20 protein-coding genes and 1 tRNA gene are annotated in these 22,799 nt (G+C 33.7%); 15 read left to right on the plus strand and 6 right to left on the minus strand.

All coding sequences use genetic code 11. The features are described from left to right. Nucleotides 1-12 precede the first annotated feature (12 nt). From ABEG63_RS19055 to ABEG63_RS19085, 7 genes are all read left to right on the plus strand, one after another. Nucleotides 13-936, plus strand: coding sequence for an ABC transporter ATP-binding protein (locus ABEG63_RS19055; protein ID WP_346586922.1), 924 nt, complete (start codon nt 13-15; stop codon nt 934-936). 166 nt (nt 937-1,102) lie between these two features. Next, the gene (locus ABEG63_RS19060) at nt 1,103-1,552 is read left to right on the plus strand and encodes a MarR family transcriptional regulator (RefSeq protein ID WP_267406263.1); all 450 of its coding nucleotides are present in this window, start codon (nt 1,103-1,105) and stop codon (nt 1,550-1,552) included. A 20-nt stretch (nt 1,553-1,572) separates the two neighbouring features. Then, nucleotides 1,573-3,966: a 3-hydroxyacyl-CoA dehydrogenase/enoyl-CoA hydratase family protein gene (locus ABEG63_RS19065; protein ID WP_346586923.1), complete on the plus strand. Its 2,394-nt coding sequence runs from the start codon at nt 1,573-1,575 to the stop codon at nt 3,964-3,966. A gap of 84 nt (nt 3,967-4,050) precedes the next feature. After that, complete coding sequence (gene tnpA / locus ABEG63_RS19070) at nt 4,051-4,515, plus strand: IS200/IS605 family transposase (RefSeq protein ID WP_346586924.1); 465 nt, start codon at nt 4,051-4,053, stop codon at nt 4,513-4,515. Nucleotides 4,516-4,619: 104 nt separating this feature from the next. Next, nucleotides 4,620-5,801 (plus strand): acetyl-CoA C-acyltransferase, encoded by a 1,182-nt coding sequence (locus ABEG63_RS19075; protein ID WP_346586925.1) that lies wholly within the window; start codon nt 4,620-4,622, stop codon nt 5,799-5,801. Nucleotides 5,802-5,973: 172 nt separating this feature from the next. Further along, nucleotides 5,974-6,225 (plus strand): four helix bundle protein, encoded by a 252-nt coding sequence (locus ABEG63_RS19080; protein WP_346586927.1) that lies wholly within the window; start codon nt 5,974-5,976, stop codon nt 6,223-6,225. Between the two features lie 121 nt (nt 6,226-6,346). Further along, nucleotides 6,347-8,125: an acyl-CoA dehydrogenase family protein gene (locus tag ABEG63_RS19085; protein ID WP_346586929.1), complete on the plus strand. Its 1,779-nt coding sequence runs from the start codon at nt 6,347-6,349 to the stop codon at nt 8,123-8,125. 54 nt (nt 8,126-8,179) lie between these two features. On the opposite strand, the gene ABEG63_RS19090 is transcribed toward ABEG63_RS19085, so the two are convergent. Further along, nucleotides 8,180-8,584: a DUF805 domain-containing protein gene (locus tag ABEG63_RS19090; protein ID WP_267406257.1), complete on the minus strand. Its 405-nt coding sequence runs from the start codon at nt 8,582-8,584 to the stop codon at nt 8,180-8,182. Between the two features lie 211 nt (nt 8,585-8,795). Between ABEG63_RS19090 and ABEG63_RS19095 the strand changes: the two genes are divergently transcribed. From ABEG63_RS19095 to ABEG63_RS19105, 3 genes are all read left to right on the plus strand, one after another. Further along, nucleotides 8,796-9,068: a hypothetical protein gene (locus tag ABEG63_RS19095; protein ID WP_346586931.1), complete on the plus strand. Its 273-nt coding sequence runs from the start codon at nt 8,796-8,798 to the stop codon at nt 9,066-9,068. A 30-nt stretch (nt 9,069-9,098) separates the two neighbouring features. After that, a complete protein-coding gene (locus ABEG63_RS19100; RefSeq protein WP_346586933.1) occupies nt 9,099-9,434 on the plus strand; it encodes a YegP family protein in 336 nt (111 codons plus the stop codon). Between the two features lie 289 nt (nt 9,435-9,723). Then, on the plus strand, nt 9,724-10,170 hold the full coding sequence (locus ABEG63_RS19105) for a phosphohydrolase (RefSeq protein WP_267406254.1): 447 nt from the start codon (nt 9,724-9,726) through the stop codon (nt 10,168-10,170). On the opposite strand, the gene ABEG63_RS19110 is transcribed toward ABEG63_RS19105, so the two are convergent. Both ABEG63_RS19110 and ABEG63_RS19115 read right to left on the minus strand, forming a co-directional pair. Next, nucleotides 10,167-10,883 carry a DUF2490 domain-containing protein gene (locus tag ABEG63_RS19110; RefSeq protein ID WP_346586935.1) on the minus strand — a complete coding sequence of 239 codons (717 nt, stop codon included), beginning with the start codon at nt 10,881-10,883 and terminating at the stop codon, nt 10,167-10,169. The genes ABEG63_RS19105 and ABEG63_RS19110 overlap by 4 nt on opposite strands. 77 nt (nt 10,884-10,960) lie before the next feature. Beyond that, nucleotides 10,961-12,769: a TonB-dependent receptor gene (locus tag ABEG63_RS19115; RefSeq protein WP_346586936.1), complete on the minus strand. Its 1,809-nt coding sequence runs from the start codon at nt 12,767-12,769 to the stop codon at nt 10,961-10,963. A gap of 636 nt (nt 12,770-13,405) precedes the next feature. On the opposite strand from ABEG63_RS19115, the gene uvrA reads away from it, so the two are divergent. Next, on the plus strand, nt 13,406-16,198 hold the full coding sequence (gene uvrA, locus ABEG63_RS19120; protein ID WP_312395919.1) for an excinuclease ABC subunit UvrA: 2,793 nt from the start codon (nt 13,406-13,408) through the stop codon (nt 16,196-16,198). Nucleotides 16,199-16,582: 384 nt separating this feature from the next. On the opposite strand, the gene cqsA is transcribed toward uvrA, so the two are convergent. Beyond that, on the minus strand, nt 16,583-17,788 hold the full coding sequence (gene cqsA, locus ABEG63_RS19125) for an alpha-hydroxyketone-type quorum-sensing autoinducer synthase (RefSeq protein ID WP_346586938.1): 1,206 nt from the start codon (nt 17,786-17,788) through the stop codon (nt 16,583-16,585). Nucleotides 17,789-18,164: 376 nt separating this feature from the next. Between cqsA and ABEG63_RS19130 the strand changes: the two genes are divergently transcribed. From ABEG63_RS19130 to ABEG63_RS19145, 4 genes are all read left to right on the plus strand, one after another. Then, nucleotides 18,165-18,236 (plus strand) — tRNA-Arg (locus tag ABEG63_RS19130). A 46-nt stretch (nt 18,237-18,282) separates the two neighbouring features. After that, complete coding sequence (locus ABEG63_RS19135; protein ID WP_346586940.1) at nt 18,283-19,284, plus strand: hypothetical protein; 1,002 nt, start codon at nt 18,283-18,285, stop codon at nt 19,282-19,284. A 10-nt stretch (nt 19,285-19,294) separates the two neighbouring features. Further along, entirely contained in the window at nt 19,295-19,723 is a 429-nt protein-coding gene (locus ABEG63_RS19140; RefSeq protein WP_312395894.1) for a hypothetical protein, read from the plus strand. 28 nt (nt 19,724-19,751) lie between these two features. Then, the gene (locus ABEG63_RS19145; RefSeq protein WP_346586942.1) at nt 19,752-20,666 is read left to right on the plus strand and encodes a hypothetical protein; all 915 of its coding nucleotides are present in this window, start codon (nt 19,752-19,754) and stop codon (nt 20,664-20,666) included. On the opposite strand, the gene ABEG63_RS19150 is transcribed toward ABEG63_RS19145, so the two are convergent. Both ABEG63_RS19150 and ABEG63_RS19155 read right to left on the minus strand, forming a co-directional pair. After that, complete coding sequence (locus ABEG63_RS19150; protein ID WP_346586944.1) at nt 20,663-21,577, minus strand: helix-turn-helix transcriptional regulator; 915 nt, start codon at nt 21,575-21,577, stop codon at nt 20,663-20,665. The genes ABEG63_RS19145 and ABEG63_RS19150 overlap by 4 nt on opposite strands. A 157-nt stretch (nt 21,578-21,734) precedes the next feature. Further along, the gene (locus ABEG63_RS19155) at nt 21,735-22,532 is read right to left on the minus strand and encodes an SDR family oxidoreductase (RefSeq protein ID WP_267406244.1); all 798 of its coding nucleotides are present in this window, start codon (nt 22,530-22,532) and stop codon (nt 21,735-21,737) included. Between the last annotated feature and the right edge of the window lie 267 nt (nt 22,533-22,799).

Below are 22,799 nucleotides of genomic sequence, written 5' to 3' on the forward strand. Positions count from 1 at the left end.
AAATTAAACAAAATGTACCTACAAATCAACAAAGCAAACATCGGCTACAATAAAACCTTAATTTCAAATACCAACACCCATGTGAATTTAGGAGAAGTATGTCTGTTGATTGGTAACAATGGTGTCGGAAAAACCACTTTAATTAAATCTATTTTACATCAGATCCCGATTTTGGGTGGAGAAATTTCTATCAATAATAAAAATATTAAAAATCTTTCCGTTAAAGAAATTGCTGAACATATTGCGGTTGTTTTTTCAAAATCTATTGTTCCACAAAATTATACGGTTGAAGATTTGATTTCGTTGGGAAAATATATTTATTACCCTTTTTATTTTGAGCTTAAAAAAGAAGATCGTGAGGAAGTTTCGCATATCATCGAAGAGCTTGATTTAATTCAATATAAAAATACTTTACTTAAAAATCTGTCAGATGGAAATCTTCAAAAAGCCTTTATCGGACGAGCTTTAACGCAGAACTCTTCTATCATTATTCTTGATGAACCAACCACTCATTTGGATGAAAAAAATAAAATCATCATTCTAAAAACGCTTCGAAAATTAGCTCAGGAACAAAACAAATTAATTCTTTTTTCTTCTCATGACTGGCGTTTGGCAAAGGAATTTGCAGACAAAATTTGGTATGTAAAAGACAATCATTTGTATTCCGGAATTGTTGAGGATGTTTTGCTTCAACATGATGAATTGATCAACGCTTCTTTATTTCAAATTAATGACAAATTTGTTGCGCCAAAAATCGTTGCTCCGGATTTTTATAAAGAAATGTTGTATTCTTTGCTTCAAAAAAACTTTCAAAGAGACCTTTCTGCTCTCCATTTTGAGTTTCAAAACAACTTTTGGTTAATTTCTAATGATTCTTTAAAACAACAATGCGAATCTTTTGAAGAAATTATTAATTTCGTGAAAACCATTTATTAATCCACTCTTTTCTTTATACATTCCATATACTATGCATGCATAGTATTATGCAAATCATACAATTTAATTCATTTACAATCAGATTATTAACAAATTTTAACGTTAATAAATACTATGCATGCATAATATTTATTATATTTGAATATAACCATTTCAACAAATTTTGATGGACAATAACAAGGATAAAATAGAAAATGTAGATCTAATTTTGAAGCAGACCTGGTTAGCTGTTTCGAAAATGTATACAGAATTAGCTCAGGAACACGATTCTACGGCTGTACAAGCCCTTACTCTTCTTAAAATCGACCCGAAAGAAGGAACAAGAAGTACGAATCTGGGACCTAAAATGGCAATCGAGCCGACTTCCCTCACAAGAATCATTAAACTTCTCGAAGACAACGGATATATCTATAAGGAAAAAACCACCACAGACAAACGTGAAGTAATCATTAAACTTACAGACAAAGGATTGAATTCCAGAAATATGTCTAAAGAAGTCGTCGTGAATTTCAACAAAAGAGTGATGGAAAAAATTGCTCCTGAAAAATTGGAAACTTTTAAGGAAGTCATGACCGAAATCATGAAGATCGCGACAGATTTAAATAATAAAAAATAATATACAAATCAATAAATCAAATGAAAAGAAGAATCAAACACGTTACAGTTCTTGGTTCAGGAATTATGGGAAGCGGTATTGCAGCGCACTTTGCCAATATTGGTGTAGAAGTTTCGTTGTTGGATATCGTTCCTTTTGAACTCACTGAAGCAGAACAGAAAAAAGGTTTGACAAAGGACGACAAAGCGATAAGAAACAGAATCGCTTCCGAAAACTTTGAAAAACTGAAAAAAGCAAGTCCGGCTCTACTCTATTCTCCGAAATTCGCAGATAGAATTAAAGTTGGAAATTTTGATGATGATTTACCAAAAATAAAAAATACAGACTGGATTATTGAAGTTGTAGTTGAAAGACTGGACATCAAAAAATCTGTTTACGAAAAAATCGAACAGTTCAGAAAACCGGGAACTTTGGTTTCTTCAAATACTTCAGGTATTCCAATTAATATGTTGGTGGAAGGAAGAAGTGATGATTTCAAACATTATTTTGCAGGAACACACTTCTTTAATCCTGTAAGATATCTTCCTCTTTTAGAGATTATTCCAACCAACGATACAAATCCGGAAATCATTGATTTCTACATGAATTACGGAGCAAAATTCTTAGGTAAAACAACTGTTTTAGCAAAAGATACTCCAGCATTTATCGCCAACAGAATCGGAGTTTTCTCAATGATGGATTTGCTTCATAATGTTCAGAAATTAGGTTTAACCGTTTCTGAAGTTGATAAATTGACAGGTCCAGTTATCGGTCGTCCGAAATCTGCAACATTCAGAACTGCGGATGTTGTTGGTTTGGATACATTGGTGATGGTTGCAAACGGCGTTCGTCAAAGCGGCGCGGAAGCGAATGATTTTAACGATGTTTTTACGCTTCCTGATTATATCCAGAAAATGGTTGATAATAAATGGTTAGGTTCAAAAACAGAGCAAGGTTTCTACAAAAAAGTGAAAAATACAGAAGGAAAATCTGAAATTCACGGATTAAATCTTGATACTTTAGAATACGAACTTCAAGGAAAATCTTCTTTCCCAACATTAGAATTAACTAAAAATATTGACAAGCCGATTGATAGATTTAAAGTCTTAATTGGCGGAAAAGATAAAGCCGGAGAGCTTTACAGAAAGTCTTTGGGAGCATTATTCGCTTACGTTTCGCATAAAGTTCCTGAAATTTCTGATGAAGTTTACAAAATCGACGATGCAATGAGAGCAGGTTTCGGTTGGGAAAATGGACCTTTTGAAATCTGGGATGCCGTTGGTGTTCAAAAAGGTATTGAATTGGCTAAAGATGCAGGTTATCAGGTTTCAGACTGGGTTAAAAATGTTGAAACTTTCTATAAAGTTAATGATGAAGGACAAACGATTTATGTTGATAAAAATTCGGGAGAATACAATAAAATTCCGGGACAGGATGCTTTCATTATTTTAGATAATATCAGAAAAAACAAAACACTTTGGAGCAATTCAGGTGCTGCAATCGAAGATTTAGGCGACGGAATTATCAACTTCGAGATTCGTTCTAAAATGAATTCTTTAGGAGGCGAAGTATTGGATGGATTGAACAGAGCCATTGATTTAGCTGAAAAAGAATATGACGGTTTAGTGATCGGAAATCAAGGTACTAATTTCTCTGTTGGAGCGAATTTAGCGATGATTTTAATGATGGCTATCGAACAAGATTGGGACGATTTGAATATGGCGATCGCTTATTTCCAAAAATCGATGATGAGAGTTCGCTACTCTTCTATTCCGGTTGTTGTCGCTCCTCACGGAATGACGCTTGGTGGCGGTTGCGAAATGACTATGCACGCCGATAGAGTTGTCGCAGCAGCAGAAACTTACATTGGATTGGTTGAAACCGGAGTTGGTGTAATTCCTGGCGGTGGCGGAACGAAAGAATTAACATTGAGAACCTCAAGAGAATTCCACAGCGATGATGTTAAAAACAACAGACTTCGTGAAGCTTTCATGAATATCGCAATGGGGAAAGTAGCAACTTCAGCTTATGAAGCCTACGACATGGGAATTCTTGAAAAAGGAAAAGACATTGTCTCTGTAAGTAAAAACAGACAAATTGCCGAAGCTAAAAAGGTAGCAAAACTATTAGCTGAGCAAGGTTATACTCAACCAATCGAACAGAAAGTTAAAGTTCTTGGTAAAGATGCTTTGGGAATGTTTTATGTAGGAACCGATCAAATGTTAACCGGAAATTATATTTCTGAGCACGACAAGAAAATTGCAGATAAATTAGCTAACGTAATGGTGGGAGGAAATCTTTCTGAACCAACCGTTGTTACCGAACAATATTTATTGAATCTTGAAAGAGAAACATTCTTGCAGCTTTGCGGGGAAAGAAAAACATTGGAGAGAATTCAGTATATGTTACAAAATGGGAAACCTTTGAGAAATTAATGGCGAGCTCCGTAGGAGCGAACTGTTAATAGCAGAATAATTTTAGAAAACATCGAGCCTCGTAGAGGCGACCTGTTAATTCTTATGGCAAATACATACACACAAATTTATATTCAAATTGTTTTCGCTGTCAAAGGAAGACAAAATCTGATTTCAAAAGAAAACACAGAAGAATTACATAGATTTATTACAGGTATTATTTCTCATAGACATCAAAAATTATTCGCAGTTTTTGCAATGCCGGATCATATACATATTCTTGTAAGTATGAGTCCAACAGTTTCAATTTCAGATTTAGTAAGAGATATTAAAGCGGGTTCATCAAAATTCATTAATGAAAAAGGATGGATGAATGGAAAATTTAATTGGCAGGAAGGATACGGAGCTTTTTCTTATTCTAAAAGCAGTTTAGATTCTGTTGTTAAATATATTTTAAATCAAGAAGAACATCATAAAAAGAAAACATTTCAAGAAGAATATTTGGATTTCATGGAAAAATTTGAAATTGAGTATGATCCAAAATATTTATTTGAATGGATTAAAGATTAACAGGTCGCTCCTACGGAGCTCCGCACAAACCGCAATTGGATTGCTATTAACAGTAAGCCTCTACGAGGCAAAAACTTTTAAACTAATTTTTAATTAACAAAAAAATGTCAAAACAAGCATATATAGTAAAGGGTTTCAGAACTGCCGTTGGAAAAGCTCCAAAAGGAAGTTTAAGATTCACAAGACCCGATGTAATGGCGGCCACCGTGATTGAAAAATTAATGGCTGAACTTCCGCAATTAGACAAAAACAGAATCGATGACCTTATCGTAGGAAACGCGATGCCAGAAGCTGAACAAGGCTTGAATATGGCACGCTTGATTTCCCTGATGGGTTTAAATACAGATAAAGTTCCAGGAGTTACCGTAAACAGATATTGCGCATCCGGAAGTGAGGCGATTGCTATTGCTTCTGCGAAAATTCAGGCAGGAATGGCTGATTGTATTATTGCAGGAGGAACAGAATCAATGTCTTACATTCCGATGGGAGGTTATAAACCAGTTCCTGAAACGGATATTGCCAAAACCAACCCTGATTATTATTGGGGAATGGGCTACACGGCAGAAGAAGTTGCAAAACAATACAATATCACAAGAGAAGAACAGGATCAGTTTGCGTTTGAGTCTCACATGAAGGCTTTAAAAGCGAATCAGGAAGGTAAATTTGCCAATCAGATTGTTCCGATTCCTGTTGAATATAATTTCTTGGATGAAAACCAGAAAATGCAGACTAAAAAGTTTGACTTTTCGGTTGATGAAGGTCCAAGAGCTGATACTTCTTTGGCTGGTTTAGCTAAATTAAGACCCGTTTTCGCCAACGGAGGAAGCGTAACCGCCGGAAACTCTTCTCAAATGAGTGACGGAGCCGCTTTCGTAATGGTAATGAGTGAGGAAATGGTGAAAGAATTAGGATTACAGCCTGAAGCAAGATTAGTCGCTTATGCAGCAGCCGGACTTGAGCCAAGAATTATGGGAATGGGACCAATTTATGCGATTCCAAAAGCATTAAAACAAGCAGGTTTAGAATTAAAAGATATTGAATTAATCGAATTAAACGAAGCATTCGCATCACAGTCTGTTGCCATCAAAAAAGAATTAGGCTTAAATCCTGATATTTTAAATGTTAATGGAGGCGCAATTGCTCTTGGTCACCCACTTGGATGTACAGGAACGAAATTAACGGTTCAGCTTCTTGATGAAATGAGAAAACGAGGAAACAAATATGGAATGGTTTCTATGTGTGTTGGAACGGGACAAGGAGCAGCTTCAATTTTTGAGCTTCTTTAAAGATAAAAAGAGAATAGACTGATAGATAATAGATTAGAAACATACAAGAAAAAATGATGAATGATTTTAAAAGACACAATTTTAAAAAGCTTAAAATTTAGAAAATGGGTATGGAATTATCAAGAGGAACATTAGATCTACCGATACTTTTCCAGCTTATGAAAAATATGGTTTGAAAAGCCAAATGGATCGATGCTCAATTTCCATTCCTTCAAATATAGCCGAAGGTTCAAGCAGAACAAATAAGTCTTTTAGTCATTTTTTAGATATTTCTTTGGGTTCATCTTTTGAATTGCAAACTCAAATATTGTTAGCAAATCATAGAAAATATTTATCTGATGAAAATTGCGAAACCTTTGAAATAAAAATTGAAGAATTTCAAAGAGCAACAATGGTATTTCAGAATATGCTTAATAAAGACTAAAAGATAATAGACTGATAGAACATAGATAATAAAATAACTTTTAAAGAGTGAAAAAGTCTATCCTCTATCCGTCTATTATCTAAAAGTCTCAAAAAATAATAAGAAAAAAATCAAATATTAAATGGGAAATATATTAAAAGGTGGAGAATTCTTGATTAAAGAAATTCCTGCAAACGAAATTTTCAGTTTGGAAGAACTGAACGAAGAACAAAAAATGCTTCGCGATTCCGCGAAAGAATTTATAGATAGAGAAGTAATTCCTCACCATGATCGTTTTGAGAAAAAAGATTATGCATTAACGGAACAAACAATGCGTCAGTTGGGCGAAATGGGATTGCTAGGAATCACCGTTCCAGAAGAATATGGAGGTCTTGGAATGGGATTCGTCAGTACAATGTTGGCTTGCGATTATGTTTCTGGAGGAAACGGTTCGTTAGCAACGGCTTACGGAGCTCACACAGGAATTGGAACGTTGCCTACTCTACTTTACGGAAGTGAAGAATTGAAAAAGAAGTATCTTCCAGATTTAGCAACAGGAACAAAGTTCGGAGCATATTGCTTAACCGAGCCGGATGCAGGTTCTGATGCAAACTCAGGAAAAACAAGAGCGAGATTATCTGAAGATGGAAAACATTATATCATCAACGGACAAAAAATGTGGATTTCCAATGCAGGTTTTGCTGATACTTTCACGTTGTTTGCTAAAATTGATGATGATAAAAATATCACAGGTTTTGTAATCAACCGTTCTGAGTTAGAAAATCCTGAAAGCTTAACTTTCGGTGAAGAAGAGCACAAATTAGGTATTCGTTCGTCTTCTACTCGTCAGGTTTTCTTCAATGATATGAAAGTTCCTGTTGAGAATATGTTGGGTGAAAGAAACAACGGTTTCAAAATCGCTTTGAATGCATTAAATGTAGGTAGAATCAAGTTAGCTGCTGCAAACCTTGACGGACAGAGAAGAATTTTAAATCACTCTATTCAATATTCAAACGAAAGAAAGCAGTTTGGAGTTTCAATTTCAACTTTCGGAGCGATCAGAAAGAAAATTGCTGAAATGTCAACCGGAGTTTTTGTAAGTGAAGCTGGTTCTTACCGTTTAGCAAAAAATGTTGAAGATAAAATTGCAGAATTAGTTGCAGGAGGAATGGATCATCAACAAGCTGAATTAAAAGGAGTTGAAGAATTCGCAGTTGAAGCTTCAATTCTTAAAGTTTTTGTTTCAGATTTAACACAGGTTACGGCAGACGAAGGAATCCAGATTTATGGAGGAATGGGATTCTCAGAAGATACTCCAATGGAATCTGCTTGGAGAGATGCCAGAATCGGTAGAATTTATGAGGGAACTAACGAAATCAACAGACTTTTGGCTGTTGGAATGTTGATCAAAAGAGCAATGAAAGGAGAATTAGATTTACTTTCTCCAGCAATGGCGATCAGCAAAGAATTGATGGGAATTCCATCGTTCGAAGTTCCTGATTATTCTGAATTCATGAGCGAAGAAAAAGCAATCATCGCCAATCTTAAGAAAGTGTTCTTAATGGTTTCAGGTGCTGCGCTTCAAAAATATATGATGGATATTGAAAAACAACAACATTTATTATTAAATGCTTCTGAAATTTTGAATCAAATCTACATGGCAGAATCTGCTGTTTTGAGAGCAGAAAAACATTTCTCTGCTGACTCTGTGGAAGCTGCAATGGCTCAATTAAATCTTTACAAAGCGGTTGAAAAAATCATTACATCGGCAAAAGAAGGAATTGTTTCTTTCGCGGAAGGTGACGAACAAAGAATGATGCTTTCTGGATTGAGAAGATTCACGAAGTATACAAACCATCCGAATGTAGTTGCTTTAACTGAAAAGGTGGCTGCGCATTATATTGAAAAAGGACATTATTAATAAAATGTTTTCACAAATAAAAAACCGGAATTTACTTCCGGTTTTTTTATGATTTTAAAATTCTTTCTGACCTATTTCGTTGATCTCATTATAATTTCCTTTAGGATCTTCACCATATTGATTTCTTCCTTGTGTTCCTTCTGTGCAGTATAATATTAGTAGCCAAATCCCACCAATAATAGGAATAAATGAAATAAGCAGAAACCATCCGCTCTTATCAACATCATGCAATCTTCTCACAGAAACCGCTAAGCTTGGAAGGAAAGTTGCAAGAACATACAACAAATAAATATATCCATAAGGAATTTGTTCGTTAAATCTCAATCCCAAAAGATTATCTAAAATTGTAGCTACAATAGCGAAAATCATGTTGAATAAAAGATACATCCAATACTCTTTTCTTCTTGCTCTTCCGTTAAAATCAGCGTACTGTTTTAATACTTTTAAGTACCAATTCATAGTTTTTAATTTTTTTAGTTGACTTCAAAAGTAATGATTTTTCTTTCTTAATAAACATTATTTTAAATACGATTAAAAATAAATGAAGTTCTAGTTAATCAATTTTCTGTTAATTAGAATAACCCAGTAAAAATTATTTTTTACAATAAGTAATAGATTTTAAAGCTTTTATAAAGAAAATTTTTATTAATTTTAAAGAAAATTCAAACTGATGAGACTTTTATTATTCCTAATGCTCTTACTTTCTATTTCTGCAAATGCACAAAGAAAGAAAATTGATCCGCAAAAAAAATCGGATAGTGCCAAATTTAAAATTTCAAGAGATACCGTTAAAACAGAAATCAAAAGAAAAAATCTGAATAATATGCCTGTTTTTAAGCCTAACGATAGTATTTATTCAGGCTTAAAATCAAGCAATAAAAATCATTCTCAATATAAAATTCTGAATGCAACTCCCAAAGAAAAAGAAAAAACATCAAAATAAACTAAAATCATAAACTTTAAATATCAAACAATGGGAAAATTTATTATCTCTAAGAGAACAAATGACGATTATCAATTTAATCTAAAAGCTGTAAACGGGCAAGTTATCCTGACTAGTCAGGGATATAACTCTAAAGCTTCATGTGAAAACGGAATAGAATCTGTAAAGAAAAATGCTCCAGATGATTCACGATTTGAAAGGCTTACGGCAAAAGATGGTCGCTGGTATTTCAATCTTAAAGCCGGAAACGGACAGGTGATCGGAACAAGCCAGATGTACGAATCTGATAATGGAATGGAAAAAGGTATTGATTCGGTGAAAAACAATGCTCCAAATGCTTCTGTAGAAGACGATACAAATAATTAATTGATAAATAAAGCCTCAAGTTTTGGGGCTTTTCTTTTTGCAGACTTTTGGAATGCTTAAAATAAATCCAATAAAATCTTTTGTTTCTTTTGCGGTTAAATTTAAAATAAGTTTGATAATCAATACTAATAAAACTTTATTCCATCAATTAAAAAGGTCTTAAAAATATCATTTAAAATGCCTGAGAAGAAAGGTGAAACAAAACATGAATATTATGTAAAATAATTCCTGAAAAAATCTTTAGAATGTGGTGGCATTTTTTATTTTTGTACTCTATTTTCCAATTGGGATGACAAAAGAAGAATTACTAAACAAAGCTATAAAAATCGCCGATAAGGCACATAAAGGTCAGAAAGACAAATACCATGCGCCGTATATTGCTCACGTAATGAGAGTTATGGAATATGGTAAAACGATGGACGAAAAAATTGTAGGCGTTTTACATGATGTGGTTGAAGATCATCCTGTAGAATTCAGTCTGGATTTCCTGAGAAACGAAGGTTTCCCGGAATATATTGTTTTCGCCATCAGCTGTTTAACAAAATTTGATCCGGATGAAAGCTATGACGAGTTCGTAAAACGTACCGAAAGATCGCCCCTTGCCGTTGCTGTAAAATTAAATGACCTTCGTGACAATATGGATCTTCGAAGAGTGACGGGTGAACTGGTTCCGAAAGACATCAAAAGATTTAACAAATACCTGAAAGCCTATCATTATTTGATTGACAAATATTAATCTGCTCCCGGGAAATGATACGTCTTGGCAGGAGGATTAGTATCGTCTATATTGATGTTTAAAGCAAGATATACAAAATGTACGTTTTTGTTGCCTTTTGCCTCAAATTCTCTTTGCCAAAGATAACCGCCCAAGATTCCGAAGTTTTCATCGATTTGATATCCAAAACCGCCGTAAACTCTGTTTCTTGCAAAAGCAGGTTTCATAGGGGTAACTACAAAGATTTCATCGTAAACATTGGCAAAAACAGTTCCCGGTTTGATGCTTTTAGCATTCAAAGGCACAGAAATATTAAGACGATAACGGTAACGCATTCTTTCAGAGGTTTTATCGTTTTTCGGCTCATTAAACCACGACTTTTCTACACGAAGTCTGTTCTCGAATTTTACAATTCCTTTTTTGAAATCGATCACATCCTGAAGCCACACACGGAATTCTTCTTTGTTAATCGCATGATCTTTATACGTTGCATATCTTCCCAAACCAATGAAAGGTTTGTGATTTTTAGTAAGATTATAGCCTAAACCACCTTTTATTTCGTAATAATCAGGATAAGAATATTCTTCAATACCTCTTGATTGCCCTTCTGCATAGAGGAAAAATTTGGGATGAAATTTGTAAGTCAGAGTCAGGGCATTGAAGCTGGAGACATGCTCCTGAGCTTTGAAAAATGTAACACTTAAAAGTAAACCAAGACTTACAAACAGTTTCATTTAAAAAATTTTTGCAAATGTAATTGAATTAACAATTTCGTAATATTAACTTTAATTCATTCTCAATTAACATTAATTTAATATTGAATATTATAGGTAAAACCAATATGAAACCACCTTTGCGGCATTTTCACACCAAAAGCTTCAGAATATTTTGTATTTGTTAAATTGTTGATTAAAACGTAAATCGAAAAATCTTTTTGGTTGAAAGTCAGCTTTTCATCCACCAAATTATAACTCGATTGGTTCAGTCTGTCATTATATCGATAAACAACTTCATTGGTAAAATGTTTCAGGAAAGTAGTCTGTAATTTAGCAACAACTTGATGCTTTAAATTATCTAAAGTATATCTTGAAACAAAATCCTTAGGTTGCTTAAAATCATTATCTAAATAAGTATATCCCAATGAATATTTCAGCCAGCTCATCAACTGATGATTCACCTCTATTTCTACACCTTTCGTTTCGATATCGCCAACGTTTTGAGCATACCAAATAGGATCATCGATCGTCATTTTCATCCAATCGATAGAGTTATTAGAGCTTCTTAAAAATCCGCTTACTTTTGCTAAAAGGCTCTTGGTCTGGTATTGATAACCAACTTCTGCATACAAGGCATTTTCAGGAACCAAAGCTTCATTTCCCTTTTCTGTATTGCTTGAATAATAAAGATCGGTAAATGTAGGAACTCGGTGAACTTTAGCGACATTTCCGTAGACTTTATTGTTTTCATTGAAATTATATCCTACATCTAAACCGGGATAGAAAAAATTGCCTTCATTAGAATAATTTGCCCAAGAAATTCCCGGAGATATATTCATTTTTTTATCAAAAAAAGAAAAATAATGCTCAAAGAAAACCTGAGAAACAAAACGATCTCTATGTCCTAAATTATTACTTGCCAGAAATTCTTTTCTTAATTCTACCCCTAAACCCGTGGTTCCCAAAGCCCAATTATAGCTGGAATTCACCTCTCCGCCTACATTATTCCCGATGTGCATATTTCGGTAAACTTCGGGTTTATCTCTGATATACAAATACATATCCTGCCCTCTTCGCCAATACACATTCGAATTGAGTTTAAACTTTCCAAAACTCTGTCTGTGAGCCAAACTGATGATAGAAGCCTGCATTTCCTCATATTGCTCTGTCGCTTTTGCTGAAGAATAGAAACCATTTGCACCAAACTTTTTTTCCGAAAAACCAGCCTGCAATCTCAAATCTCCATCTTTGATCTTCAACTGACTCTGATAAAAAGCATTCCGAATATCATAATCCGTATTATGCATATATCCCTGCGAACTATTTGAATTTATATTCAATGAATTAGAAAATTTTTCACCTCCCAGATTGGCATTCATTCCAAACCCATAGGTTTCATAATCACCTGCTTCGGCACTAATCTTTACTTTTTTACCCTGATCAATCTTGGTGATAATATTAATGGCTCCCGCATAGGCATTTTGTCCGAATCTTCTTGCAGCAGGACCTTTTATCACTTCAATTCGTTCAACATCTTCTAAGTCCACAGGAATATTTAAGGAATTATGCCCTGTTTGAGAATCGTTCATTCTGATTCCGTTGATGAGAAGCAAAACCTGCTCAAAAGAACTTCCTCGGAAAGCCACATCACTTTGTACGCCGTTGGCTCCTCTCCTTCTAATATCCATTCCGGCAACTTGCTGAAGCATTTCATCGATACTTTTGGCAGGCGAATTCGCAATTTCTTCCTTTGTAATCACCGTAATATTTTGATTAGCGGATTTATAAGGCGTAGAAATAAATTTCCCCTGAATTTCAATCGTTTCGATGTCTGAACTTTTTTCCTGAGCGCTCACGAAAATTGCCGAACCCACGAAAAAAATACTTCCTAGTTTTTTGATCATACCCAAATAGTTTATTGCAGATTAGTTTCTTTTTGCAAGCCCCAAAAGTACTGGAGTTCCATAAGATTAGAAAATGATAATTGTCATAAAAAAAGATGCAGTATGATACTGCATCTTGGGAAGTAATGTAAATTATTTTATCTTTTTCTCATTAAATGTGTAACTAGATCTCTGAACAATTTTCTCATTTCTATATTACATATTTATGAATACAATTTTAACAAATTTTAAAATACCAAACAATACCATAGTCATAAAAAGTAATAAATATCATAAATTTAACATTGACTATCAACAATTTGCAGTAGAATCTTTCTTTTGATTGAAATATTTCAAATTTCCAACCCTTTAAAAACCTTATTGTTATGAATCTTTCAATTTTATAATATTTCTCTGTTAAATGTATTTTGAATTAACTCCTATTTTCTAATGATTTAAAATATTTTTCAACTTTAACATTTTATAATTAAAATCTAAATAATTTCACTGTGAAAATCCTTATTATCTGATTGTAAATGCTAATGTCAATTCTAAAACAGGGAGTGTAATTTATGATTGATTCATATTAAAAATCAATTGAATCAAATCATAAAAAATCCGCTAAAAATTCGTATTTTTGTTAGTCTTAATTTTACTATGGCTAATACAACAGATATAGATATTAAAAAGCAGATTTTCGTTAAGAATGCACACCTTAACAATCTGAAACACATAGATGTTCTCATCCCGAAAAATAAATTAATTGTCATTACAGGAGTTTCCGGAAGCGGAAAATCTTCATTGGCTTTTGACACTATTTATGCTGAAGGACAGAGAAGATATGTCGAGAGTTTGAGCTCTTACGCCCGTCAGTTTTTGGGAAAATTAGAGAAACCGAAAGTTGATGATATTAAAGGTTTGGCACCTTCCATCGCGATCCAGCAAAAGGTAATTTCTTCGAATCCACGATCAACAGTAGGAACTTCTACGGAAATTTATGATTATATGAAACTTCTTTTCGCAAGAATCGGGAAAACCTATTCTCCGGTTTCGGGTGAAGAAGTGAAAAAAGATTCAGTGACGGATGTTGTGGATTTTATTAAATCTTCAAAAAAAGACGTTTCGTTTTTACTGACTGCACCTTACGAATATGACGCTGCCAATTTTGGTGAAAATTTAAATGTCTTAAAACTGGCAGGTTTCACAAGATTAGAAATCAATGGAAATGTAGCTGGAATCGAAGATTTGGAAAGTTTTGGTTTCACTCCCGAAAAAGGAATGGAAATCAATCTCGTGATCGACCGTTTTTCGTATGAAGAAGACGAAAGTTTCCTTCAGCGTTTGGCAGATTCTATCCAAATGGCTTTTTATGAAGGTCGTGGCTATTGTTCTTTAAAAAATACAGACACAGGAAAAATAAAAGAATTTTCAAATAAATTTGAGCTTGACGGAATTGAATTTTTAGAACCAAATGTTCATTTTTTCAGCTTTAATAATCCTTATGGTGCTTGTCCGACTTGCGAAGGTTACGGAAAAGTGATTGGAATTGATGAAGATTTAGTCATTCCAAATAAAACATTATCCGTTTTTGAAGATGCGGTTGCTTCATGGAAAGGCGAAAGCATGAGCGAATGGAAAAAAGATTTCATTAAAAAAGCAAAAGACTTCCCTATTCATAAGCCTTACCATCAATTATCCAAAGATCAGAAAAAATATCTTTGGAAAGGCGACGGAAAAAGCACGTTCCCTTCGATTGATAATTTCTTCAAAATGCTGGAGGAAAATTTATACAAAATCCAGTATCGTGTGATGCTTTCCCGTTATCGCGGAAAAACGCTTTGCCCGACTTGCGAAGGTTTGAGATTGCGTGAGGAAACGACTTGGGTAAAAATCGACGGACATAATATCCAGTCGATGATTGAGCTTCCTTTGGATGAACTTTTTCCTTTAATTAACAGTTTAAAATTATCCGAACACGACCAAGAAGTTGCCAAAAGATTATTATACGAAATCACCACCCGACTTGAATTTTTATTAAAAGTTGGTTTAGGGTATTTAACGTTAAACAGAACATCAAACACACTTTCAGGAGGCGAAAGTCAGAGAATTAATTTAGCGACAAGTTTAGGAAGTTCTTTGGTGGGTTCAATTTATATTCTGGATGAACCGTCAATCGGACTTCATTCACGAGACACGGAAAATTTAATTGAAGTTTTACAGAATCTTCGCGACCTTGGAAATACCGTTATCGTTGTAGAACACGATGAAGACGTAATGAAAGCTGCCGATTATATCATTGATATTGGTCCGGAAGCAGGTTATCTTGGTGGCGAACTGGTTTTTGCCGGAGATTATAAAGAACTGAAAGATGCAGATACTTTAACTTCGAAATATTTAACCGGAAGATTAGAGATTGAAGTTCCGAAAAAACGAAGAAAAGCAAAAGAATGGATTCATATAAAAGGCGCTCGACAAAACAATTTAAAGAATATTGATGTTGATGTTCCTTTGGAAAGCCTTGCTGTAATTTCCGGAGTGTCAGGAAGTGGAAAATCTACTTTGATGAAGGAAATTTTAACGAATGACATTCAGATCCAGTTAGGAATGGGCGGAAAAAAAGGAGATTATGATGCTGTGGAATTTCCCAAAAAGCTGATTCAGCATATTGAATTGATCGACCAGAATCCTATCGGAAAATCGTCCCGTTCGAATCCTGTAACATATTTAAAAGCTTACGACGACATCAGAGATCTTTTTGCGAAACAAAAGGTTTCAAAAATGATGGGTTACAAGCCTAAGCATTTCTCTTTCAACGTTGATGGCGGAAGATGCGACGAATGTAAAGGGGAAGGTGTGATTAATGTTTCGATGCAGTTCATGGCAGATATTGAGCTTGAATGTGAGGTTTGTAAAGGAACCCGTTTCAAAAATGAAATTTTGGAAGTAAAATACGACGAAAAAAATATTTCGGATATCCTTCACATGACCGTTGATGAAGCCTTGGAATTTTTCCGAGATAATCATGAAGATAAAATTGCAACCAAATTGAAGCCTTTGCAAGACGTTGGTTTGGGATATTTGCAGTTGGGACAGAGCTCTTCCACCCTTTCCGGAGGTGAAGCACAGCGTGTGAAACTGGCTTCGTTCCTGGTAAAAGGTGTGACAACGGATAAAACGTTGTTTATTTTCGATGAACCTTCTACAGGTCTTCATTTCCATGATATTCAGAAGTTGTTGAAGTCTTTGCAGGCTTTGATCGATTTAGGGCATTCTGTGATTGTTATTGAACATCAACCGGATATCATTAAATCTGCTGATTACATCATCGATATTGGCCCCGAAGCCGGAAAACATGGCGGTGAAGTTGTTTTTACCGGAACACCGGAAGAGTTAGCAAAAAATAAAAAATCTCACACAGCGAAATATATTAAAGAAAAGCTGGAGAATTAAAATAGAAAGAGAGTCGTTTTGGCTCTCTTTTTTTGTTTAAATTGTCCTCTTAACAAATGACTTTTATGAATTACAAATATTGACTGGTTATACTTTGAAATATTTGCAGGAAAATTAAAATAATAAGCATCTAAAAAACTTTAAACTTTAACATTAAATTCATAAAAGCAATTAAAATATTCACTACATTTACTATGTAATAAATCTGAAATGAACTCAATTTTTGCTTTTTTCAGCTTTGAAATTGCAATTAAATTTATAAAAATTTAAGCACAGCATTGTCGGCTGTGCTTTTTATTGTTGTCTAATTAAAAAAATGAGATGTTTTATCTACTGAATCCACTTCTAAAGAGTGGATTCTTTTATTGGATTTTTGAAGGTTTATCAAATATTAAGCTCTGTAAGCGCTTTTCTACAACTCGATGCAATATATTGAATATCGTTTGGATCTAGCTCTGAATGTAAAGAAAATCTCAGAATAGGTCTTTTTCGTGCAGTAGCAGGCGAACAAAATGGAGCACCAAAGATTCTTTCATTTTCCAGCATTTCTTTTAAATGTAGAAGATTATTTTCAGATTTAGCCTTAATTCCCAAAATTTGCGAGTTACTTTCGCTTACATCAATTCCCAATTCCTGCAAATGATCTTTTAATATTGTAGAATAATTTACCAATTTAGATCTTCTCTCATCACCCTTTTGAGAATCAACTAAATCCAGTATTCCTCCTAAACCGGCAATATCGAAAGGCATTAAGGCCGAACTGAAAATCTGTGGTTTTGAGGTAACATTAAAGAAATCTGCAAAATCATGAGGGCACAAAATCAATCCGGCACGTGAAGCAAAAGTTTTGGCAAGACTTGCTGTTCTGAATAAAACGGTTTCCTGAATTCCTAAACCAACGACTAACCCTTTTCCATTCGGGCCGTGTGTACCAAAAGAATGAGATTCATCAACAATTAACATACAGTTTTTTGATCTTGCACTTTCAGCAAGTTGAGGTAAAGGCGCTATGCTTCCATCGGTACTGTAAACCGCATCCACTACAATAATTCCGGAGCCCAATGCATTAATTTTCTGCATCAAATGATCTACATCATTATGAGCAAATTGCACTGCTTTTCCTCCGCCTAAGCGGATACCGTTCCAAATGCTCATATGCGCCATAGAATCAATATAAACAGGGATATCCATATCTTCAATTAAAGTTTGCATCAATCCTAAATTGGCAACATATCCTGATTGGCACAAAATAGCACTTTCCGCTTCAAAAAATTTGGCAAATCTGTTTTCCAATTTTGCCTGTGGAGCTTCTCCATGAATAAAAGAGGCAGACATAAGAGGCATATTAGAAATTTGAGTCAGTATTTCAGCCTGGCAATTTAAAACGTGAGTCTCTGTAGAAAGACGAAGATAATCGTTGCTTGTAAGGTTGATTGATGATTCTTCCGGCATTCTTCCTCGAATAATATGCCGCCCTTCCCATTCTTTTTGCAGACGATTGACATAAAAATCATCCATCTTTTTGGCTATAAAATCTGGATATTTCCTGTGATTTTCTGTAATTACTGAATGATTAAATTGAGTTTCCATAATTAAAATATTTGTATTAGCTAATAAATTTCAATCCCTATCTATACATATATTTGAATTAATTTGTTCATTAAAATTACAACATTATGATAAACAAATATAGATTTACTGTTAAAAATTCATTAAATGATGAATTAAAAAATAAATTCTTTCGTTAAACTTTCCTAAAAATGATAAAATTTACCATTCATTCTTTTATTTTTACTCCTCAAAAAAACTAATGAAACAAATTATATCGGATATTGTTTTTCTTACAGACAAAGTGTTATTCAGGCTCAAATTAAAAACTGCGGTTTTAAACTTATTAAGAATGGATAGACACCAATCAGAAATACAATGTACAATGTGCAATGAATAATTTGTAATTTTAAACATCGGTCTCATAGTTCAACGGATAGAATAGAAGTTTCCTAAACTTTAGATTCAGGTTCGATTCCTGATGAGATCACGAGGAATAAAATTATTATATATTAGCATTACATTCACTTCACAAAATGAAAAAAAATATAATAACCATTTTATTTCTTGGAATAATTTCATGCAAACAGGAAAAGAAAGAAACGATTAAAGACGAAAATATAGCATCATCGGAAAGTTTTCAAATTCCTGACAGTTTATCTAAAAACAGCATTTTTATAGAAAAAAATAAAGATGGAATTTTCAGATTGAGGGTTCAGAGTAAAGAACAGCGAGGTAAATATTTTTTTGCAGACACCGCCAATATTCTAAAGGCTGAGCAATATCGTTTTGAAAATAATCATTTCATTAAAACTAACAGCGTTGACCTTGAAAAAACAGAATGGTCATATTTTGAGATTGACAGTACAAATATTACATTTAAACAGCTAAATAGCAAAAATTATTTTCTTGTTTCTGCAAATACAACGAATATGGGAAAAGCTGTTCCTAATCAAATCGTTCAGTTTTGGGCAATCAATAAAAATGATGTGAAGGAAAACTATAATTTATTGTATTCCGGTTATCCTTCCGAGTTTTGTAATGAATGTATAAAAGGTGACTTTGCAGAAAATGAGAAACTTAACATTAATAAATCTGTAAAAAACTTACTTTATCAGTTTGCCAAAAACTCTAAATTGATTTATCATCCTAAACTCAGCGAAAAAAATCCGAATAATTATAAAAATTATCAGGAAAAATGGGAGACAGATAATGGTCAGGATTCTCATTTTGGTGCAGGATATATTGGCGAATTAGATAAAATATATTCAACATATTACCAGAAAGATTTGTTTTCAATCTTGGGAACCCCTGAAATGACTATCGAAAATGATCGCTATTTTGTGGGAACTTATTTTCGTGGAAACCTTTTAGCTTACGATAAAAAGAAAAAGCTATACTTCCCTGTTATTGTTGAAAGCTGCGCTGGTTTTTGTAATAAAAAAATTGAATTTGTAAACGATCATACTTTAAAAATCACTTATGAAGATGACTCTTCTTTCGAGATAGATTTAAATAAAATTATTTTTGACACCTAAAATATAAACTATGAAAATGAAAATTGCAGCTTTTGCAATCGCACTGTTTTCTTTCGGGAAAATATCTGCTCAGGAAATAAAAAAACATCTTTTTAAAGGAACAATTGATAAATTTCCTGTAACCATGTATTTGGTAGAAGAAATTTCCGGCTGCCCAACAACACATTATACGGGAATGTATAAATACGACAACGTAAGCAATTGGCTTTATCTGGAGATTTCTGATGATGAAGAAAACCGTCTCGTTATGGTAGAAGGCGGAATTACAGGAATTATCAGCGTTAAAAAAATAGGCGAAACATTGAAAGGTTTCTGGATCTCACCCGACGGAAATAAAAAATTGAATGTAAATTTGAAAAAAATACCAACGAACAGCAAAACAATTAAGCCGTATGAAGAAAAATACGACAACGTAAATTATGAAATGAATGATTGCTAAACTGTTTTTACATTAATCTTGAAATTTTATGAAAAAAATTATATTGAGCTTGGCTTTAATTTCTTTAGCATATTCTTGTAAAAAGGAAGAAAAAAACGAGCAAAAAACTTTAGAAAATACAGCAACAGCCACAACTAAAACCAGTTTTCCTTTACCGCCAGTTTATATGGATTCTTCAAAATCTGAAGAGGAAATTTTAAATCATATTAAACAGAGAAAAGAAGAGATTATCAATATTTTAGAAAATTCATCATCACAAAAAAATAATCTGATCTACGAAAATTATAAAAAAGAAAATGACTCTGCTTTAGCCTTATTAACATTAAAGGAAACTCACCTTTTGGAAGAATTTTTCACGTTTTATGACTATAATCCTGATACCGATAAACATATTATAAAAGTTCCGGAAAAGTATAAAAAACTGGTAGACAGGTTTAATCAGGTCGGAATTGAATTTTGGGATATTGGTGAAGCAGATACTGAACTTCGAATGTTTCCTGATTTTTATTTTAAAATTTTTAATGGTAAACTGACTGCAGATTATCAGAAATATCTGGAAACAATAACAGAGGAAGACAAAGTACTTTTTCAGTCGGATGCCGCCATCTCGATTCCTTGGCGTGATGTGGCAAAACGTGTTGAGGTTCGGGAGAAATTTTTACACGACTATCCTACTTCTAAATTAAAAAAAGTTATTGAAAGAGAGCTTCAGCTTTATAGATATGCTTATATTTTAGGTTTGGATAATACGTCAACACAAAATGACGAAGGCGGTTTCACTACTGAAAATCTTCAGGAATTTCATCGATTTATTAAAGAAAATCCTAATAGCGAAACCACAGAAATCATTAATCAATTACTTACAATGCCAAAAGACAGAGAAAAAGTATTTGATTTTGTAAATAAATGGTTAAATTATCCTTACGGCAAGCCTTTAGATTAATTAAAAGACTGTTTATAGCTTAAAGGCGTTGTATTCGTCTTCTTTTTAAATAATTTATTGAAAGATTGTGAATGCTCAAAACCCAATTGATAGGCCACTTCCGATACCGAAAAATTCGTTGTGGTAAGGTACTCTTTTGCCTTATCAATGAGTTTTTCGTGGATGTGCTGTTGGGCATTTTGTCCCGTCAGATTTCGCAGCATATCACTTAAATAATGCGGCGACAAATGTAAGGCAGAAGCCAAAAATTCTACAGTGGGCAAACCATGAGTTAAGGTTTTCTGCTGATTGAAATAATCGTTGAGAAGATCATCCATTTTAGTCAACAGATCATGGCTCACCACTTTTCTCGTGATAAACTGTCTCTTGTAAAAACGGTTGCTGTAATTCAGTAAAACCTCGATATAAGAGATGATAACATCCTGACTTACTTCATCAATCGCCGTATTCAGTTCATCTTTAATATTGTTTAATAAACCTACAATTAACGTTTTTTCTTTGTCTGATAAATGCAGCGCTTCATTGGTATCATACGAGAAAAAGCCATACTTCTTAATATTTTTAGCCAAAGTATAATTTCTCAAAAAATCGGGATGAATAAACATGGTATATCCGAAATATTTAGCATTATCATCGGTCGCCAATACCTGATTGGGAGCGGTAAACATCATTCCGCCTTCATTAAAATCATAATATCCTTGCCCGTACCCCATCTTTCCGTGCTCAGAAAATTTATAGGAAATTTTGTAAAATCCTAACGTAAAACTTCGGTCAAGATAGCATTTATCGACTTCCATCTCAGTATTATTCACCAAGCTGATTAACGGATGAAGCGGCTTCGGAAGCTGCAAAATAGTATGCAGTTCAGAAATCGACAAAATTTTTAATGGAGAATGATCTTTTTTTTCCATAATATAAAGGTATGAATTATGTGGGATTTTTTTGAGTTGGAGAGTTTTTGAGTTTGAGTGTTTGAGAGTATTAGTGTTTTAGTGGTAAACTATATTTTGGATATACTTAAACCCTCTGACACTAATACTCTAATACACTCCATTCTCACATTATTTTTTAAATAAACTGTTTGCCAAATTCAGTTCTAAAAGCTTCAGCTCCCAATTCCTGACGCTGAGCAAACAACGCTTTTGCATCTTCTCCCGCCTGATATCTCAACTGTTTTTTTCCGTCTGTTGCAGCTTCATAAACTACTTCAGCAATCACTTCCGGCTCAGAAGCAGCTTCCATCATAGCATCCGTTCCAGCCATCATTTTATCAATAATTCCCTGATATTCTGGATGTGTTCCCATATCTAAAGATCTTGTGATAAAATCGGTCTTAATTCCTCCGGGAGAAACGGTTTTCACATCAATTCCAAAAGTGTTTAATTCAAAAGCAAGACTTTCACTCCAACCTTCGAGTGCCCATTTTGTAGCATGATAGGTTGATGAAATCGGGAAAGTAACCAAACCACCAATAGAAGTGGTTGTAATAAACATTCCGCTTTTTCTTTCTCTGAAATAAGGAATAAACTCTTTAGTCACGCGAATTACTCCTAATAAATTCGTATCCAATTGTCTGATAATCTGGTCATCGCTTAAAGATTCTAAAGGGCCAATCAAACCATATCCTGCGTTATTAAAAACTAAATCAATCTCGCTGATTTCTAAAGCCTTATGTATGGTTGATTTAATTTGCTCCAGATTCGTAACATCTAACGGCAAAAGCGTTACGTTTTCCAATTGATTCAGTTCTGTTTCTGCATCCGGATTTCTCATCGTTGCGATAACGTTCCATCCTTTGTTTTGAAATAATTTAGCAGTTGTTTTTCCTAAACCTGTTGAGGCACCTGTGATGAAAATTGTTTTCATTTTTTTATTGTTTAAATTTTACATGACAAAGGTCTGTACTTACAAAAAGATTAAAGTTGCCAAAACGGATATTGATGTAGCCAAAATGAATAGAACTGAAAATTTCAATATTTTAAATTAAATAATCATCAACTCAATGTATTTTAATGACTTGGAATGAATTTAACGTTAAAATGATACGCTTTCCAAAGCTTAATCAATGTAAATCCTTAATTTTGCAGAAGTTTTTAAGTTACATTCATTGTATGATTTTCTTTCAAAAGACTC

Source organism: Chryseobacterium sp. C39-AII1, assembly GCF_039672645.1.
Lineage (GTDB): Bacteria > Bacteroidota > Bacteroidia > Flavobacteriales > Weeksellaceae > Chryseobacterium.

Coding starts and splice junctions, on each gene's coding strand:
- ABEG63_RS19055 (WP_346586922.1), top strand. CDS start 13: ATGTACCTACAAATCAACAAAGCAAACATCGGCTACAATAAAACCTTA.
- ABEG63_RS19060 (WP_267406263.1), top strand. CDS start 1,103: ATGGACAATAACAAGGATAAAATAGAAAATGTAGATCTAATTTTGAAG.
- ABEG63_RS19065 (WP_346586923.1), top strand. CDS start 1,573: ATGAAAAGAAGAATCAAACACGTTACAGTTCTTGGTTCAGGAATTATG.
- tnpA (WP_346586924.1), top strand. CDS start 4,051: ATGGCAAATACATACACACAAATTTATATTCAAATTGTTTTCGCTGTC.
- ABEG63_RS19075 (WP_346586925.1), top strand. CDS start 4,620: ATGTCAAAACAAGCATATATAGTAAAGGGTTTCAGAACTGCCGTTGGA.
- ABEG63_RS19085 (WP_346586929.1), top strand. CDS start 6,347: ATGGGAAATATATTAAAAGGTGGAGAATTCTTGATTAAAGAAATTCCT.
- ABEG63_RS19090 (WP_267406257.1), bottom strand. CDS start 8,584: ATGAATTGGTACTTAAAAGTATTAAAACAGTACGCTGATTTTAACGGA.
- ABEG63_RS19095 (WP_346586931.1), top strand. CDS start 8,796: ATGAGACTTTTATTATTCCTAATGCTCTTACTTTCTATTTCTGCAAAT.
- ABEG63_RS19100 (WP_346586933.1), top strand. CDS start 9,099: ATGGGAAAATTTATTATCTCTAAGAGAACAAATGACGATTATCAATTT.
- ABEG63_RS19105 (WP_267406254.1), top strand. CDS start 9,724: ATGACAAAAGAAGAATTACTAAACAAAGCTATAAAAATCGCCGATAAG.
- ABEG63_RS19110 (WP_346586935.1), bottom strand. CDS start 10,883: ATGAAACTGTTTGTAAGTCTTGGTTTACTTTTAAGTGTTACATTTTTC.
- ABEG63_RS19115 (WP_346586936.1), bottom strand. CDS start 12,769: ATGATCAAAAAACTAGGAAGTATTTTTTTCGTGGGTTCGGCAATTTTC.
- uvrA (WP_312395919.1), top strand. CDS start 13,406: ATGGCTAATACAACAGATATAGATATTAAAAAGCAGATTTTCGTTAAG.
- cqsA (WP_346586938.1), bottom strand. CDS start 17,788: ATGGAAACTCAATTTAATCATTCAGTAATTACAGAAAATCACAGGAAA.
- ABEG63_RS19135 (WP_346586940.1), top strand. CDS start 18,283: ATGAAAAAAAATATAATAACCATTTTATTTCTTGGAATAATTTCATGC.
- ABEG63_RS19140 (WP_312395894.1), top strand. CDS start 19,295: ATGAAAATGAAAATTGCAGCTTTTGCAATCGCACTGTTTTCTTTCGGG.
- ABEG63_RS19145 (WP_346586942.1), top strand. CDS start 19,752: ATGAAAAAAATTATATTGAGCTTGGCTTTAATTTCTTTAGCATATTCT.
- ABEG63_RS19150 (WP_346586944.1), bottom strand. CDS start 21,577: ATGGAAAAAAAAGATCATTCTCCATTAAAAATTTTGTCGATTTCTGAA.
- ABEG63_RS19155 (WP_267406244.1), bottom strand. CDS start 22,532: ATGAAAACAATTTTCATCACAGGTGCCTCAACAGGTTTAGGAAAAACA.